This window comes from Erwinia sp. HR93 (assembly GCF_034555055.1).
Classification (GTDB): domain Bacteria; phylum Pseudomonadota; class Gammaproteobacteria; order Enterobacterales; family Enterobacteriaceae; genus Apirhabdus; species Apirhabdus apintestini.
In genome coordinates this window covers 2,377,065-2,392,055 of record NZ_JAXUDP010000001.1, presented here as the reverse complement: position 1 = coordinate 2,392,055, position 14,991 = coordinate 2,377,065, and the positions used below count along the sequence as shown (strand labels likewise).

Below are 14,991 nucleotides of genomic sequence, written 5' to 3'. Positions count from 1 at the left end.
CAGACAAATAGCGGAATAATTGACCTTATGCTAACGCTATCAGTCTGCGCTAATTGATAAAACAGCCGCCATTTTTAGTGCTTATTTGATAATGAAGCAATTTAGCTTATCGGCAGGGAAATTGTGCAGAGGAAATAGTAAGGAGATGCTGCCCGGATAGCCGTAATGGGCTGCTATCCGGACAGTATTAACCGCAGATTATTCAGGTAACCAGGCGTTTACCCAGCGAGCCAAATTCTCTTCCCGCAGCATCCAGCTGTTGTTGAGTGCCTGATAAAGCGCCTCCCCCTGGGCCGCGCTGGCGTCAGAATCGCTCAGATGCATTCGTATCGCTTCACGCCAGGCTTCCGGCGTATTGGCAACACGCGTAACCGGTAGCTGGCCGATCCGATAGCAGGCTATGTCGCTACAAATCACCGGAATGCGGCATGCGGCAAATTCCAGAAGACGGCGATTCCCCGCCCGTGCGTTAAACGGCGTATCTGCTGCCGGTGCCAGCGCCAGATCGAGATTTAAAGACGCCAGCTTTTGTGCATACACATCAATATCAATGAATGCATGAACTTCATGGACATAAGGACGGATCTCTTCCGGGCAGACGCCAAAGAAAATCCATTCCACCTCGCTTGCCATAGTTTTCATTACGTCGGCAATCGCCTTGATGTCATTCGCCTGGAAGGCGTCGACTACGCATCCTACGCGCGGTTTGCTCCCCTGCTGCCGCAGGCTACGCAGATTGTGCCAGGATTGAACCGGCAGATAATCCGGCAGCACCAGAATATTATCATGCATACCTGCCCACGCCTCAGCCTGCGCGTCTGTTGCAACCACCAGCCGATGGATATTCCTGAAACTGTGCCGTAACTGCCCAAGATCGCTGTCTAAAGATAAAGAATGCAGCGGATGTTTAAGCGGGGCATCAGGAAGATAACAATCCAGCTCATACACTTTAAACGCGTTATTAAATTTCCCACACTTACGCAGCCAGTCGTGAAACTGACGGCTATTGCGATGCTGAAACACCATGCTATCAGGCGCTAAATAAGCCAGTTCGGTGATATCAGGCAGCGTTTGTGACAGATAACCATCAATACGCGTTGCCTGCAGCATGGCGTGGAAAGGCTCGGCAATACGCAGGAATCCGCTATTTCCACCTTCATCTGGGTTGATGCAGGGCAGTATGACGGGTAGAGGGCGCCAGGAAAGAGGCTGCCAGCTTAGCTGCGTATCTTCGCGCACGTCAAATGTCATCCCCGAGCGCGCCAGATTTACGTTATAGGCAGGGTCCTGGCTTAATAGCGGCATCCAGCGGCTTAAAAGCAGATGCTCATCCATCTCCTGTCTCACCGCGCTTCCTTCAGGTTTACCCTGCCCGCAAATCCCGCGGACATAGGGAGTCCATACCGTTAATAGCCCTTGCTGGCGCATTCGCAGACAAAAATCAACGTCATCATAATTTGTCAATTCGGTATCAAAACCGTCAATCGCAAACGCCGCATCTTTACGTACCATCATCAGATCGCCAGAGACCGCTGAATAGTTTTGATCCGCATGCAAACGCCCCATATAAGCGCTCATGCTGTCATCCATACCATAAAAGGCGTCAAAAACCACGCCCTTGAAGCCCAGGATATAGCCGCCGTGACGAACCAGATTCTTTTTATTCACCTGCTTAGCGCCCACGATGGCCACCTCTGGCCGCAGAGCGTGATTAAGCAATTTTTCAATCCAGTCGCCTTCGCTCAGGGTAATACTACCATCAACGAATACAACGTACTCGCCTCTGGCGCTCATTAACGCCGCATTGGCCATCGCAGCATGCTGCTGAGTATCGATACGCTGTACGCGAATTTTTTCCGGCATCGCACTTTGCGCCTTGCGTAACCAGGTTTCTTTCTCCGGCTGCGCCTGGCTTTCTGCCACTATAACCAGCTCATAGTGAGCGTAACAGGTATTCTCCAGGATACCCGTCACACACTGCATTAAATCGCTCAGCTCCCCGCCCAGCACGGCAACAGTGACCAGCGGTTTGGCCGCATGCCGGTATATCAACTGATATGGGCCCTCATGCGTGATACGAACATCGGCCTGGGAATAGCCACGGCGGTGGAGGTGCTGCAGAATAACTCCGGCCTCCTCCTGCCGCGCACGAGGAATTGTGTGATTCATCAGCAGAGGCTCCGCCAGATGTCCTATTGCCCCGGCCCCCTGAGTTTCAATTAAGCGTAAAATTAACGCCATTTCATATGACTGAGTGCAGCCCGCGTCCAGCACCGCGTTTTCCAGAATCCACTGGCGCCGAAATAGCCAGTGCCGGGCCATTTTCGCCGGATTGCTTAACAGCAGATCAAGGTTAAAATCTGGACGAAACGCATTGCCTAAGGGCTTACCGTCGATAGCGTAGAACTCATCGGCGTATACAGCCTGGCAATGTTCCGCCTGACTTAGCCCAGCGGCCAATGCTATGGCGCCCGAGCGTAAAATCTCACTACCGCTGGTAACGAACAATACCCAGTCACTGCTTAAGTTCGCCAGTTTTTCGTTAAGTTGCTCCAGCCCCATTTTCCCTTTCAGGCGCACACACTGGGTTCCCGGTGGGAGGTAAGGCGCGTCTTTCTCCGTTAGAGCAATGATGCTCCAGGACAACCCTGCTACGGGCATCAGGCTATCAACCGTACGTTTCCACTCCTGCGCGTTGCCGTGGCGTACATCGATAAAAACTGTACAAACTGCACTTTTTCCATGGCTGGAAAAATAATCCTCAGCAAGCGGAAGCTGCTCTGGCAATAACTGACGCGGCGCCAGCCACTCACTCAAGCGCGCCGAAGCCAGCGAGCAATATAGCCCCTGTAAAATATTGTATTGCGTAAAATGCGTAGGCGCGTTTAAAGGCGCTACGCGCATATGGCCTTTTGGCAGCGAATCGTCATACCAGCCAAGTTGCTTAATTACTTCCGGTAAACGGCGGAAGGACTGAGCGACAATATGAGCTTCATCTTGACCTTGATGGCAACGCTGTAACAATGAAATACGATATTCAGATAAGGGTTCACAAACATAAGCCAAATGCCCTAAGCGTAATAACTTAATATACATCGTTAGATCGCCAATAAAAGCCAAGGCTATTCCACCTAAAGTGTTTATAACTTCACCGTTATGTAGAATATCTTGCAGCGCCTTAGCTTTAACTAATATGCTACTTGGCTCACCGATAAAATTCATGACCCGATCAGCTAATACAGTTGCAATATCCGGCCCATAAAGAACGCTATCTGAATTTATTGGTACCGCAAAATCGATATATTCACGGTGGAGGTAAGTTTTCTTTTTATTGCCATTTGCGTCTATGCGAATCCGTGAAGCAGTTGCCATCACAATTTGTGGATGACACTCAATGGCTTTCACAAGTTTACTTATACAATTTAACTTTAATACATCATCATCATATAAAAACTTAACATATTCCCCACGAGAAATACCTATACATGAAGTAATATTACCCGCCTCCCCTAGCGCCGGGCTATTACGCTGATACTTAATAGGGAAAGGCGACTCACTGCGTAGTTTCTCAATAATATGGAAAATATCATCGTTTGGGCTGTCATCACCGATAATAATTTCACAGTGTGGGTAATCCTGCTGGATGGCGCTGCGCAACGCGGTTTCGAACCAAAAGCTTTTGTAAGCGGGAATAAGAATGCTAACGAGTGCCTGCCCGGCCATAACGAACCCTATAAGTTGTGTCACCGGTATAGACCCGGAAACGCTGAAAAGTATTAGCGTGTCACTCTAACAGGGGCGTTAATCAGCAATCGGCCAAATTTGAGTACAAAAGCGGGGTATATTGCGGTTTCGGGCCTGATCCTCATGCTAAGAAGATCGGCTTTGGCAAGGAATATAGGGTGGCTGGCCTACAAGGGAGTATCAGCCCTAATTGATGTACCAGCAGGGGCATTCAAGCCCTCATGCTGCTAATCTGGTTCCCAAATGTGATTTCGTAAAGTGAAAGAGTGTAGGTATGCCATTGGCTCAGGGCTTCATGATGTCAAGTAACGCCGCGCGCCACTCGGGGCCATACATCACCGACCCTACTGGGATCTTGTGCTCAAGCGCATCGCTGATACGAACCACCCATTCAGGGCCGAAGCCGCCACAAATCTCAATTGTCTGAACGCCTTCGTGGTACAAAGTTTTTGCAACCTCAAGAATCGATCCGTCATGCTTTGCTGAAGGGTCAAACCCGACGGTGATAAAAGTACAACTTTCATCAGCATTCGTTTGACGAGTAGTGTGAGTCTGTGGCGAGAAATCGGGAGAAATATAAAAAAAAGCCCATTTTTTTAAATTAGGAAACATATTTTCTCCTTAAAAAGGAATCGCACAGGCCTGAGCGATAACCAATATATCAATAGGAAGTTAATGATTATGACGAACATAACAAAATCATTATGTTGAATCTAAAATAAAACAGGCCTTAAGCGGCCTGTTTAGCAGATAAAAGCCGATGATACTACTCAGATATGCGGCTCTTTAAATTATGAGCCCCCTCTTTTGTCTTATCCCAGGCTTTTTCGCTGCCTTGCTTTGTTTTGTCCCACGTTTTCTCAGTCCCTTCTTTCGTTTTATCCCAGGCTTTCTGAGAGCCTTCGCTTATTTTACTGCCCGTACTATCGCGTTTTCCTTCAACCGAGTGTTTGGTTTTAAGCTGCAGTTCTTCACCGCGATGCTGCGCGTGATGCAGTTTTTCCTTAGCATGGTCCGCATTTTGATGTGCCTGCGTCACGGTTTCATCCGATGCATGAGATAGCGCGTTGGCTAAAACCGGAGTAGATAAAGCCAGAGCAGATAGTGCGATAATTGTTTTCTTCATCATTTCCCTCTCATTGCAATATCACTAAATGTAAAACACAAGTTAATGATAACACAAATTATCGTTACTGGAGTATAGGAAAAGACTGTAATTACTCTCTCTGCGTTAACCTTTAATGTAATAACTTACATAAATCTATACTTAATCCCCGGACTTTTATAGTTTAAGCGGAAATACAATTACCATGTAATATTATATTGATAAGTAAATTTCCGACCATCAATTACATTGAAATAAAATAATTTAGATAATTTAATAATTCATGCAATAAATGATTACATTTATTTCCCCTAGCTAAGCTAGTTGCACAATCTCACACCCACATCCCGTTATAAAATGAAATTTGGCCCTTTACGATTGCCGGAGGAAATTCATAAACTAACATATGCTCATCATGTCAATCGTCATGATGGTTATACAGAAAATAAATTATCAAATTAAAAAGTAATTAATTATGCGTAATTTAACCACGAATGAATTACAAACGGTTTCCGGCGCTGGCTTCTTCACCGATCTGGGTAGCAAAATAGGCTCCACGATTGGTAATATTGTTGCTAATGATTATGCTTCACGCGGTGTTAAAGACCCTGATGGTCTGACTGTATCCGCAGGGACTACTTTGGGTCGCGGTATTGGTGAAATTGTTGATAATATTTTTAACCCGCTGCATTGGGGTGAAACCATTAGCGATATGGCAAACGGCATTCAGCTTATCGTTCAGTCTCGCAGAAATGCGAAATCTCAGCTTTCTTAATCATTAAATTCTAACGATATGTTACCGCACTTAATTAATGCGGTAACATATATAACTAATATATTATTTTAAAACATATCTAAGCTATTCTACACCATAGGTTTAGTTACTAATTCTATCATTGCAGTAAATAACTGCATCACATTTACCAGCCTGTCATTATGAATAATTAGAATAAGAAATTCACAACGCGATTACGAGATCTTATTTTAAAGAAATTCAGCATTAAAACCCTTTCTTCCCATAAGATTATTAATATATGCCATTAAGAATAATGAAATAATCTAATTACAATCAACAATAAATATAGAAAAATTTATTGCCCCATAAAACTAATAGCAAAATCTATCTCGCAGAAAACAGTTTATATTTTTCCTCATGTAGAAGGAAATTAAAAGAACAGGGAAGAATACCGCCAGTTTTGGAGAATTAAATAGCCAAGTTCATAAGGTAACGATGTTCACCACCTCTGCAGGGCGTAGGTTTTATCTGGCAGTAAAAATGCGCCTTCATAGAAGGCGGCTTTGCTTTGATGCCCCAGAGGGGCATATCAAATTCCTTAAAAAAGTCTCTGCCAGTCTGTCTTGTGAGATTTAAATCCCAAAACAACAAGGCAGAGCCAAAACCCGTTGATGACCACGTCCATAGGACGTAGTTTTCAGTTGGCAAAAAAAAAGCCCGCTAGCCGTGCGGGCGAAAGTTATCTCTGTATGAACTGTTCTTCAAAAAGACTTTATTTACTTTGTTTGATGTGCTTAATCAAACGCTTACGCTTTCGCATCTGCGTGGGGGTAAGCGTATTACGTTTATTCGCGTAAGGGTTCTCACCCTCTTTAAACTGGATGCGAATAGGCGTTCCCATGACATTGAGCGAGCGGCGGAAATAATTCATCAGGTAGCGTTTATATGAATCCGGCAGATTTTTTACCTGATTGCCATGGATTACAACGATAGGAGGATTATAGCCTCCGGCATGGGCATATTTCAGCTTTACTCGGCGCCCGCGCACCAGCGGTGGCTGGTGGTCATCAACTGCCATAGTCATAATACGCGTCAGCATTGAGGTTCCTACACGCCGCGTTGAGCTATCATAAGCTTCCAGCACGGACTCAAATAAATTGCCAACGCCGCTGCCGTGCAGCGCAGAAATAAAATGTACGCGAGCAAAATCAATAAATCCAAGACGGAAATCCAGCGTCTCTTTCACCTGCTCTTTTACTTCCTGGCTCAGGCCATCCCATTTATTCACCACAATTACAAGTGAGCGCCCACTATTAAGAATAAAGCCTAATAGCGATAAATCCTGATCGGAAATGCCCTCACGCGCATCGATGACCAGTAACACAACATTGGCATCTTCAATTGCCTGCAGCGTTTTGATCACGGAAAATTTTTCTACCGATTCGGTAATCTTGCCGCGCTTACGTACCCCCGCGGTATCAATCAGTATATATTCACGCTCATCACGTTCCATAGGAATGTAGACGCTATCGCGGGTGGTACCCGGCATGTCATACACGACGACGCGATCCTCTCCCAGAATCCGATTAGTAAGCGTCGACTTACCTACGTTCGGCCGCCCAACGATAGCGAGCTTAATAGGAAGATCCTGCGGGTTAAATTCAGCCTCGGCTTCTTCTTCTTCCGGCGCCTCACCGTGTTCTTTCGCAAACTGCGCCCAGTATGCCGCGTCATCATCCTGCTCTTCTTCCGGCGCGGTTTCTTCCATCCAGGGCAGTAGTACGTGTTCCAGAAGGCTGGTCACTCCGCGCCCGTGCGATGCCGCTATCGGATAGATTTCCCCGAGGCCCATGGAATAAAAATCGGCCACGGCCTGATCGGGATCCAGGCCATCGGTCTTGTTGGCGACCAGGAACGTCGGCTTATCACGCATACGTAAATGACTGGCAATCGCTTTATCGGCTGCCATTAATCCCGCGCGCGCATCTACCATAAACAGTACGACATCGGCCTCTTCTATCGCCAGAAGTGACTGAGCCGCCATCCGTGTTTCAACGCCCTCTTCCTCGCTTCCATCGATACCGCCAGTGTCAATACAGATAAACTCGCGCCCCTCCACTTCAGCACGGCCGTATTTACGATCGCGAGTCAGCCCAGGAAAATCCGCCACCAGCGCATCGCGCGTGCGAGTTAATCGGTTAAACAACGTGGATTTTCCAACGTTAGGGCGCCCGACAAGCGCGACCACTGGTATCATTATTAATGCCTCTTACTATCTAACGAATTATCGACAGCGCCATAAAGCGCTGCGACTAAAAACAGGAAAACGGCCCCAGCTATACGCTCAGGGGGCCGTTTTCATTGGCTGTCAGCTGTTAGCGCGTAATCGCGTACAGCGTGCCGTCTTTCGCCTGAATTAACAGTTTGTCATTTGCAACGACCGGCTCCGTACGGAATCCGGAACTGTCCACTTCCTGCTGTGCCACGAACAATCCGTTGGTGGTATCAATCCAGTGCATATAACCTTCACTGTCACCTACAACCAGATAACCATTAAATAGCGCGGGCGCCGTAAGGTTGCGATGCAGTAAATCATTTTGAGTCCAGAGCGTAACGCCACCGTCGGCGGATAATGCCAGGACGCGGTCGCTTTGATCTACCAGATAGATACGCCCGGCGTCGACGATGAAATCGTTGACGGAACCCAGTTCACGTTTCCACATAATTTGCCCGGATCGTAAATCTAACGCGGTAAGGTTACCGTTCCAGGCTAGCGCGTAGACTACGCCGTTAACCACTACCGGCGTTACATCCACATCGCCCAGACGATCGATTTCTGTTGCGCCTACCGCCTGAGAAATACGCTGCTGCCAAATCATTTGCCCCTGATTTAACAGCACGGCGCTCACGCGTCCGTTATCCCCGCCAACAACCGCAGCGCCATAGGCAACAACCGGCGCAGACTCTCCGCGCAGTGAAAGCGTTGGCATATCCAGGTTTACAGTCCATTTAACCGCGCCGCTATTTTCATCCAGCGCCTGTAATTGCCCGTTACTGGTATGCACCAAAACCACACCGTCACTCACTACCGGCCGTGATAACGCCTCACCCGCAACGCGGGTCTGCCAGGCAGTAGTGCCATCGGAGGTATTCAGCGCATATACCTGCGCTTTCTCGCTACCGACGTATACGTGCCCGCCCGAAACTGTCACACCACCGGAGAGTAAGGCTGGGCGATTAGCAGAGAAAAAGCCCGTTTTTTCCGCTAAATTAACGCTCCAGACTTCTTTACCAGAATTCGCATCAACCGCTTTAACCTTGCCAAAACGATCTGCTGCATAAACAACGCCATCCTGCGCGGCAGGATGTAGATTAGAGTAGAATTCGCCAATACCATCGCCAACCGAGGTTTTCCACGCTTTCTCCGGAGAAAATTGGTTCTCAACTTTCGGCAGCGGGGACATTTTAACCACATCCTCTTCACTACTGAATAAAGAGCAGCCGCTGAGCAATGCTAGTGAAATAAGGCCAGGCACAAATAATTTACGCAATTGCATCGGGTCCCTCTTAGCTGGATAAGTTATTGATTTTCATCTGCATCATTTCGCGCAGGGCCGGAGAAGCTCCGCTATTTACGCCCTGACTCCAGGCTTCACGCGCGCCCTGCTTATCTCCCTTGCTGAGCAGCGCTTCACCGCGCATATCGGCGACCATCGCAGTCCAGCCCTCACCTTTAATGGTTTCAAGCGTTTTTAGCGCGGCATCAGCCTGTTTTTGTTGAACCAGGACGCGCGCCAGGCGCAGATTTAATAGCGCCTGTAGTTGGCTATCTTTAGTGGCCGTAACGCCTTTTTGCAGCGTCGCCGCCGCTTTATCCAGCGCCTGAGTATCCACATACTGCCGGGCAAGATTTAACGCAGCCAGCGCGCCGTAATTGTTCTGGTTTTCATCGACGAATTTATCGACAGCTTCCAGCGTCGCGGGTTTTTCTGCGCTAATAGCAGAAATAGCCTTATCGTACACCAGAGAGGTAGTACGCGCCGATTCAGATTGATGGCTATTCCAGTACCGCCAGCCTAACAGAGCGCCAATCCCTAGTACTACGCCAACGGCAAGCGCTTTACCATTCTCGGCAAAAAAACGCTTTATCGCGTCGACCTGTTCATTTTCGTTGTCATATATTTCCACGCGGTCCTACTCCTTCACGCCGGGCTATTCAGGCTAATTAGCCCAGCAATGTCTGCAATTGGGCGGCCACATCACGCTGAGCAACCTTTAACTGCTCACCGGAACGCAAATCCTTCACCACCACTTGTTCATGAGCCACTTCATCCTCGCCGAGGACGAGCGCCACGCGGGCGCCCCATTTATCAGCGCGACTGAACTGTTTTTTGAAATTGCCACCACCGTAATTCGTCATCAACTTACGGTCTGGCAATGCATCACGCACCCGTTCTGCCAGTAACATTGCCGCAGTTTGCGTGCCCTCTCCGGAGGAAACCAGATAGATATCAACGGCGGAGTCAGCTTTAAAACTCGGGTTCACGGCCTGCACCAGCAGAATAAGGCGCTCAAGCCCCATCGCAAAACCCACGGCTGGCGCCGCGCGCCCGCCCAGTTGTTCCACGAGACCATCATAGCGCCCGCCGGCACACACTGTACCCTGCGAGCCGAGGCTAGTCGTTACCCACTCAAAAACGGTGCGATTATAATAATCTAACCCGCGAACCAGCCGCTGATTAATCGTATAGGGAATGCCGACGGCGTCCAGATTGGCACACAAACCGGCGAAGTGCGCTCGCGATTCTTCATCAAGATAGTCACCCAGTTTAGGGGCATCATCTAACAAAGACTGCACGTCCGGATTTTTCGAATCCAGCACGCGCAGCGGATTGGTATACATACGACGTTTACAGTCGTCATCCAGCCGCTCTTTGTATTGCTCCAGATAGGCAACCAGCGCCTCACGATATTGCGCGCGGGATTCGAGCGAGCCTATGGAGTTCAGCTCCAGTGAAACGTGCTGGTCGATGCCCAGGGCACGCCACCAGCGCGCTGTCAGCATAATCAGCTCGGCGTCAATGTCCGGGCCTTCCAGGCCAAAAACTTCCACACCCATTTGATGAAACTGGCGATAGCGCCCTTTCTGTGGGCGTTCATGGCGGAACATTGGCCCGATATACCACAAACGCTGTTCCTGATTGTACAGCAGACCATGCTCAATGCCGGCACGCACGCAGCCCGCCGTCCCTTCAGGACGCAGGGTCAGGCTATCGCCATTGCGGTCCTCAAAGGTATACATTTCCTTTTCTACGACATCGGTCACTTCACCGATCGCGCGCTTAAATAACGGAGTCTGCTCTACAATCGGCAAACGGATTTCACTGTAACCGTAGCTTGCCAGCACCTGTTTTAAAATACGTTCGACACACTGCCAAAGCGCGGTATCTCCAGGCAGGTAATCGTTCATACCACGGATAGCTTGAATATTTTTTGCCACGTCGCTTCTCTGTTGTCTCAACAAAAATGAACCCGGCGTTGATTTTCACGACGCCGATATCCTTAGTGGGTTCAATCATACACGGGAAGCGCGATGCTTCCCAGCCTGCGCTATTTTTCGAGTTGTTGTACCTCAATACGCTTTTTTTCGTCCAGCATGGCCGCTTTCGCGCGGATTTTTGCTTCCAGTTGCGCAATCATATCGTCGTTATCCAGTCTGTCTGTGCGCTCGCCTTCTTCATAAAATCCGCTCTTCCGGCTGCCACCGGTGACGCCGAGCGTCGACACCAGCGCTTCACCGGGGCCGTTAACCACACATCCAATAATCGAAACATCCATCGGAGTAGTGATATCTTCCAGCCGCTGTTCGAGAGCGTTAACCGTACCAATCACATCAAATTCCTGGCGCGAGCAGGTTGGGCAGGCGATAAAGTTGATCCCACGGGCCCGGATGCGCAGCGACTTGAGAATATCAAAGCCAACTTTGATCTCCTCTACGGGATCGGCGGCCAAAGACACGCGCAGCGTATCGCCAATTCCCTCAGACAACAGCAGCCCTAATCCAATAGCAGACTTCACTGCGCCACTGCGCGCACCGCCCGCCTCGGTGATCCCCAGATGCAAAGGCTGATCGATAGCTTTCGCCAGCAGACGATATGCATCAACTGCCAGAAAGACATCGGAAGCTTTAACGCTAACTTTGAACTGATTGAAATTAAGTCGATCCAAGTGATCGACATGACGCATTGCTGACTCCAGCAGCGCCTGTGGCGTCGGTTCACCATATTTTTCCTGGATATCTTTTTCCAGCGATCCGGCGTTTACGCCAATGCGAATAGGAATATTTTTATCACGCGCGCAGTCAACGACCTGACGAATACGTTCCTCATTTCCGATATTACCGGGGTTGATCCGCAGGCAGTCAACGCCGTATTCGGCAACTTTCAGCGCAATGCGGTAATCAAAGTGGATATCAGCCACCAGCGGTAGGCTCACCCGCTGCTTAATGAGCTTAAACGCCTCAGCCGCATCCATTGTAGGAACGGATACCCGCACAATATCGGCACCTGCACGCGCCAATGCATTAATTTGAGCAACCGTCGCATCAACATCAGTTGTGCGCGTATTCGTCATCGACTGTACGGCGATGGGAGCACCATCGCCAATGGGAACGTTACCTACATAAATGCGCGTCGATTTTCTACGCTGGATAGGGGATTCGTGATTCATACTACTTCTCTGCTGGTTATCGACCGGCGCATTATTCTGCGTTCAGCGTCAGGCGTGCAACCTGGTTAGTTCTGATAAAGCGGCTCAGGTCCACAGGTTTACCCTGGAATTGAACCTGAACGGCTGCCGGAGCGCCAATTTTCAAACGATACGGCGGCTGCCCTGCCAGATTCAGACTGCCATCTTTACGCTGCATCCCACTAAACAGTTTTTTCCCGGTTGCATCACGAACTTCAAGCCAGCAGTCGGCGTTAAAATTCATTACTAGCGCGTTAGGATCGGCAAGGGGCTGCGTCACACCGGCCTGGTCAGTTGGCAATTGCCCGTTACTGGCATCATTCACAGCCGGCGGGTTTACCTGCGGCTGCGCTGGCTGTGTACTGTCAGTATTCGACTGACCAGACGCCAGAGAGTCTGGCTGAGCTGCGGCGTTTCCAGCCGTAGAAGAGTCTGGCGTCGACGTATTTTGTTCAGCAGTACGCGGAGCTTGATCGACCGCGGTAGGCTGAGCATTATTAGTATCGGCGTCTGTAGCCACAGAATTACTTCCATCGCGCGCCTGAGTGCCGGTATCAATACCGCCTAACGGAACTGACTGCGCGCCATTAGCGCTAACTTCCGAGCTATCCGATGCGCTACCTGCCATCGTATTAATTTCTTCCTGCTGCGCTTTATGGTTTTGCCACCACCAGGCCCCCGTCAGGCCAACGACGACAAAAAGTATCAGCCAGGTAAAACTCATTAACCAGCCGTCGCGCTTTTTGCGCCGCTTACCCAGGGAAAAACTTTGCATGGGCTGCACTTTGGCTGCCTTCACAGGCGCCTGTTTTTCCATGCCGGGTAACAGTTCTTCTTCAGGAATATGCACCAGACGCGCATAGGAACGGATATAGCCGCGCAAAAAGGTGGAAGCCAAATCAGCAGGCGCGTTATCTTCTTCGATATCACGCACCGTCGAGACTTTCAGGCAAAGCCGTTCCGCCACCGTTTGCTGGCTAAATCCAAGTTTTTCGCGGGCGATCCGCAAACGTTCGCCCGTGCTTAATGCTGTATTTTGATCGTGAGTGGCTTCAGTATTCATTGGCGACAATTGCTGGTACTGTTTCTATGAATTAATAAGCGTCAGCCATTAAACGCGCTTTTCGCGCTGTGCCTGCGCCGCGAAAGAATCTCTGCAGGAAGCGAATCGGTATCGCGATGCTCAACCCGAAGCTGTAACCTTACCTTCAGCCCCAAGACATTTAATTTCCCGGTATTTAAACCATAGACAGCTTTTCGGCCGTTGTCCGGTCTTTACGCCGTAACTCTTATCCGCTTCGCAGAGCTAACCCGTTGTAGTTCCTTTACATACTGCCTTAAAGCATAAAAAAACGCACCGTAATTATTGCATTTACGCAATAATAGGAAACACCCGGAAAGCACTGTATCGTCTTTTCCAGGCGTCGCTGCGCGCTATATCGCCTTAACGTCAATGGCCTCGCCCTGTAAGCGCTTACCCAAGGTACGCCGCGTGCGATCGATAACTTCGCCCGCTAACTGCCCACACGCAGCATCAATATCATCACCGCGGGTTTTACGCACAATAGTCGTAAATCCATATTCCATTAACACTTTAGAAAATCTGTCTATCCGGCTATTTGAACTACGCCCATAGGGTGCGCCGGGGAACGGATTCCAGGGAATTAAATTGATTTTGCAGGGCGTATCTTTCAGACATTCCGCCAGCTGATGCGCATGCTCGGTACCGTCGTTAATGTGATCGAGCATGACATATTCAACGGTGACTCGCCCCTGATTCGCGTTAGATTTATCCAGATACCGTCTAACCGAGCCTAAAAAAGTCTCAATATTGTATTTTTTATTGATAGGCATAATCGCGTCGCGGATATCATCCGTCGGGGCATGCAAAGAGATAGCCAGCGCGACGTCAATCATATCGCCAAGCTTATCCAGCGCCGGCACTACGCCCGATGTCGAGACGGTAACGCGCCGTTTAGAGAGACCGAAACCAAAATCATCCAGCATGATTTCCATTGCCGGCACCACATTATTCAGATTTAACAGCGGTTCGCCCATCCCCATCATCACAACGTTTGTGATTGGGCGCTGGCCGGTGACTTTCGCGGCGCCGATAATTTTCGCCGCCCGCCAAACCTGACCAATAATTTCTGACACGCGAAGATTGCGGTTAAAGCCCTGCTGCGCCGTAGAGCAAAACTTACATTCCAGCGCGCAGCCTACCTGAGAAGATACGCACAGCGTCGCGCGATCGTCTTCGGGTATGTACACTGTCTCTACCCGCTGGCCGGCAACCAGGATAGCCCATTTGATTGTGCCATCCGAAGAACGCTGCTCTTCCACGACCTCCGGCGCACGGATCTCCGCCATCTCTTTCAGGCGAGCGCGCAGCACCTTATTAATGTCGGTCATTTCATCAAAGTCATCGCAGCAGTAATGGTAAATCCACTTCATTACCTGATCGGCGCGAAAGGGCTTTTCCCCCATGTCGAGGAAAAACTGGCGCATTTGCTGACGCGTAAGATCCAGCAGGTTAATCTTTTCGGGTATCGCGGCGGTTGCACTCGCCGTAGAGGTAGCTAATTGCTCTGACATAATCGTATTCCGGCCTCGTTGTTACACGTTATGGCCCCAGGAGGGTTAATAACAAAACGCCTTC

The 14,991-nt window shown here is 49.4% G+C and carries 11 protein-coding genes; 1 reads left to right on the top strand and 10 read right to left on the bottom strand.

Annotation, left to right across the window (positions count from 1 at the left end; translation table 11 throughout):
• Positions 1 to 198: 198 nt before the first annotated feature.
• From SFA31_RS11125 to SFA31_RS11115, 3 genes are all read right to left on the bottom strand, one after another.
• Positions 199 to 3,747 (bottom strand): glycosyltransferase, encoded by a 3,549-nt coding sequence (locus tag SFA31_RS11125; protein ID WP_322838032.1) that lies wholly within the window; start codon positions 3,745 to 3,747, stop codon positions 199 to 201.
• 282 nt (positions 3,748 to 4,029) lie between these two features.
• Entirely contained in the window at positions 4,030 to 4,356 is a 327-nt protein-coding gene (locus tag SFA31_RS11120; RefSeq protein WP_322838031.1) for a DUF6506 family protein, read from the bottom strand.
• Between the two features lie 154 nt (positions 4,357 to 4,510).
• Positions 4,511 to 4,870, bottom strand: coding sequence for a hypothetical protein (locus tag SFA31_RS11115; protein ID WP_322839353.1), 360 nt, complete (start codon positions 4,868 to 4,870; stop codon positions 4,511 to 4,513).
• Positions 4,871 to 5,324: 454 nt separating this feature from the next.
• Here SFA31_RS11115 and SFA31_RS11110 point away from each other — a divergent pair, with 454 nt between their 5' ends.
• Positions 5,325 to 5,624, top strand: coding sequence for a hypothetical protein (locus SFA31_RS11110; protein ID WP_322838030.1), 300 nt, complete (start codon positions 5,325 to 5,327; stop codon positions 5,622 to 5,624).
• Between the two features lie 733 nt (positions 5,625 to 6,357).
• Here the strand turns inward: SFA31_RS11110 and der are convergent.
• The 7 genes from der to SFA31_RS11075 form a co-directional block, all read right to left on the bottom strand.
• Complete coding sequence (gene der, locus SFA31_RS11105; RefSeq protein ID WP_322838029.1) at positions 6,358 to 7,842, bottom strand: ribosome biogenesis GTPase Der; 1,485 nt, start codon at positions 7,840 to 7,842, stop codon at positions 6,358 to 6,360.
• A 118-nt stretch (positions 7,843 to 7,960) separates the two neighbouring features.
• Positions 7,961 to 9,142 carry an outer membrane protein assembly factor BamB gene (gene bamB, locus SFA31_RS11100; RefSeq protein WP_322838028.1) on the bottom strand — a complete coding sequence of 394 codons (1,182 nt, stop codon included), beginning with the start codon at positions 9,140 to 9,142 and terminating at the stop codon, positions 7,961 to 7,963.
• 10 nt (positions 9,143 to 9,152) lie between these two features.
• Positions 9,153 to 9,773 carry a YfgM family protein gene (locus SFA31_RS11095; protein ID WP_322838027.1) on the bottom strand — a complete coding sequence of 207 codons (621 nt, stop codon included), beginning with the start codon at positions 9,771 to 9,773 and terminating at the stop codon, positions 9,153 to 9,155.
• Between the two features lie 37 nt (positions 9,774 to 9,810).
• A complete protein-coding gene (gene hisS, locus SFA31_RS11090; RefSeq protein ID WP_322838026.1) occupies positions 9,811 to 11,085 on the bottom strand; it encodes a histidine--tRNA ligase in 1,275 nt (424 codons plus the stop codon).
• 110 nt (positions 11,086 to 11,195) lie between these two features.
• Entirely contained in the window at positions 11,196 to 12,314 is a 1,119-nt protein-coding gene (gene ispG / locus SFA31_RS11085) for a flavodoxin-dependent (E)-4-hydroxy-3-methylbut-2-enyl-diphosphate synthase (RefSeq protein WP_322838025.1), read from the bottom strand.
• Positions 12,315 to 12,345: 31 nt separating this feature from the next.
• On the bottom strand, positions 12,346 to 13,395 hold the full coding sequence (rodZ, locus tag SFA31_RS11080) for a cytoskeleton protein RodZ (protein WP_322838024.1): 1,050 nt from the start codon (positions 13,393 to 13,395) through the stop codon (positions 12,346 to 12,348).
• A 371-nt stretch (positions 13,396 to 13,766) separates the two neighbouring features.
• Positions 13,767 to 14,927 (bottom strand): bifunctional tRNA (adenosine(37)-C2)-methyltransferase TrmG/ribosomal RNA large subunit methyltransferase RlmN, encoded by a 1,161-nt coding sequence (locus tag SFA31_RS11075; RefSeq protein ID WP_322838023.1) that lies wholly within the window; start codon positions 14,925 to 14,927, stop codon positions 13,767 to 13,769.
• Positions 14,928 to 14,991 lie beyond the last annotated feature (64 nt).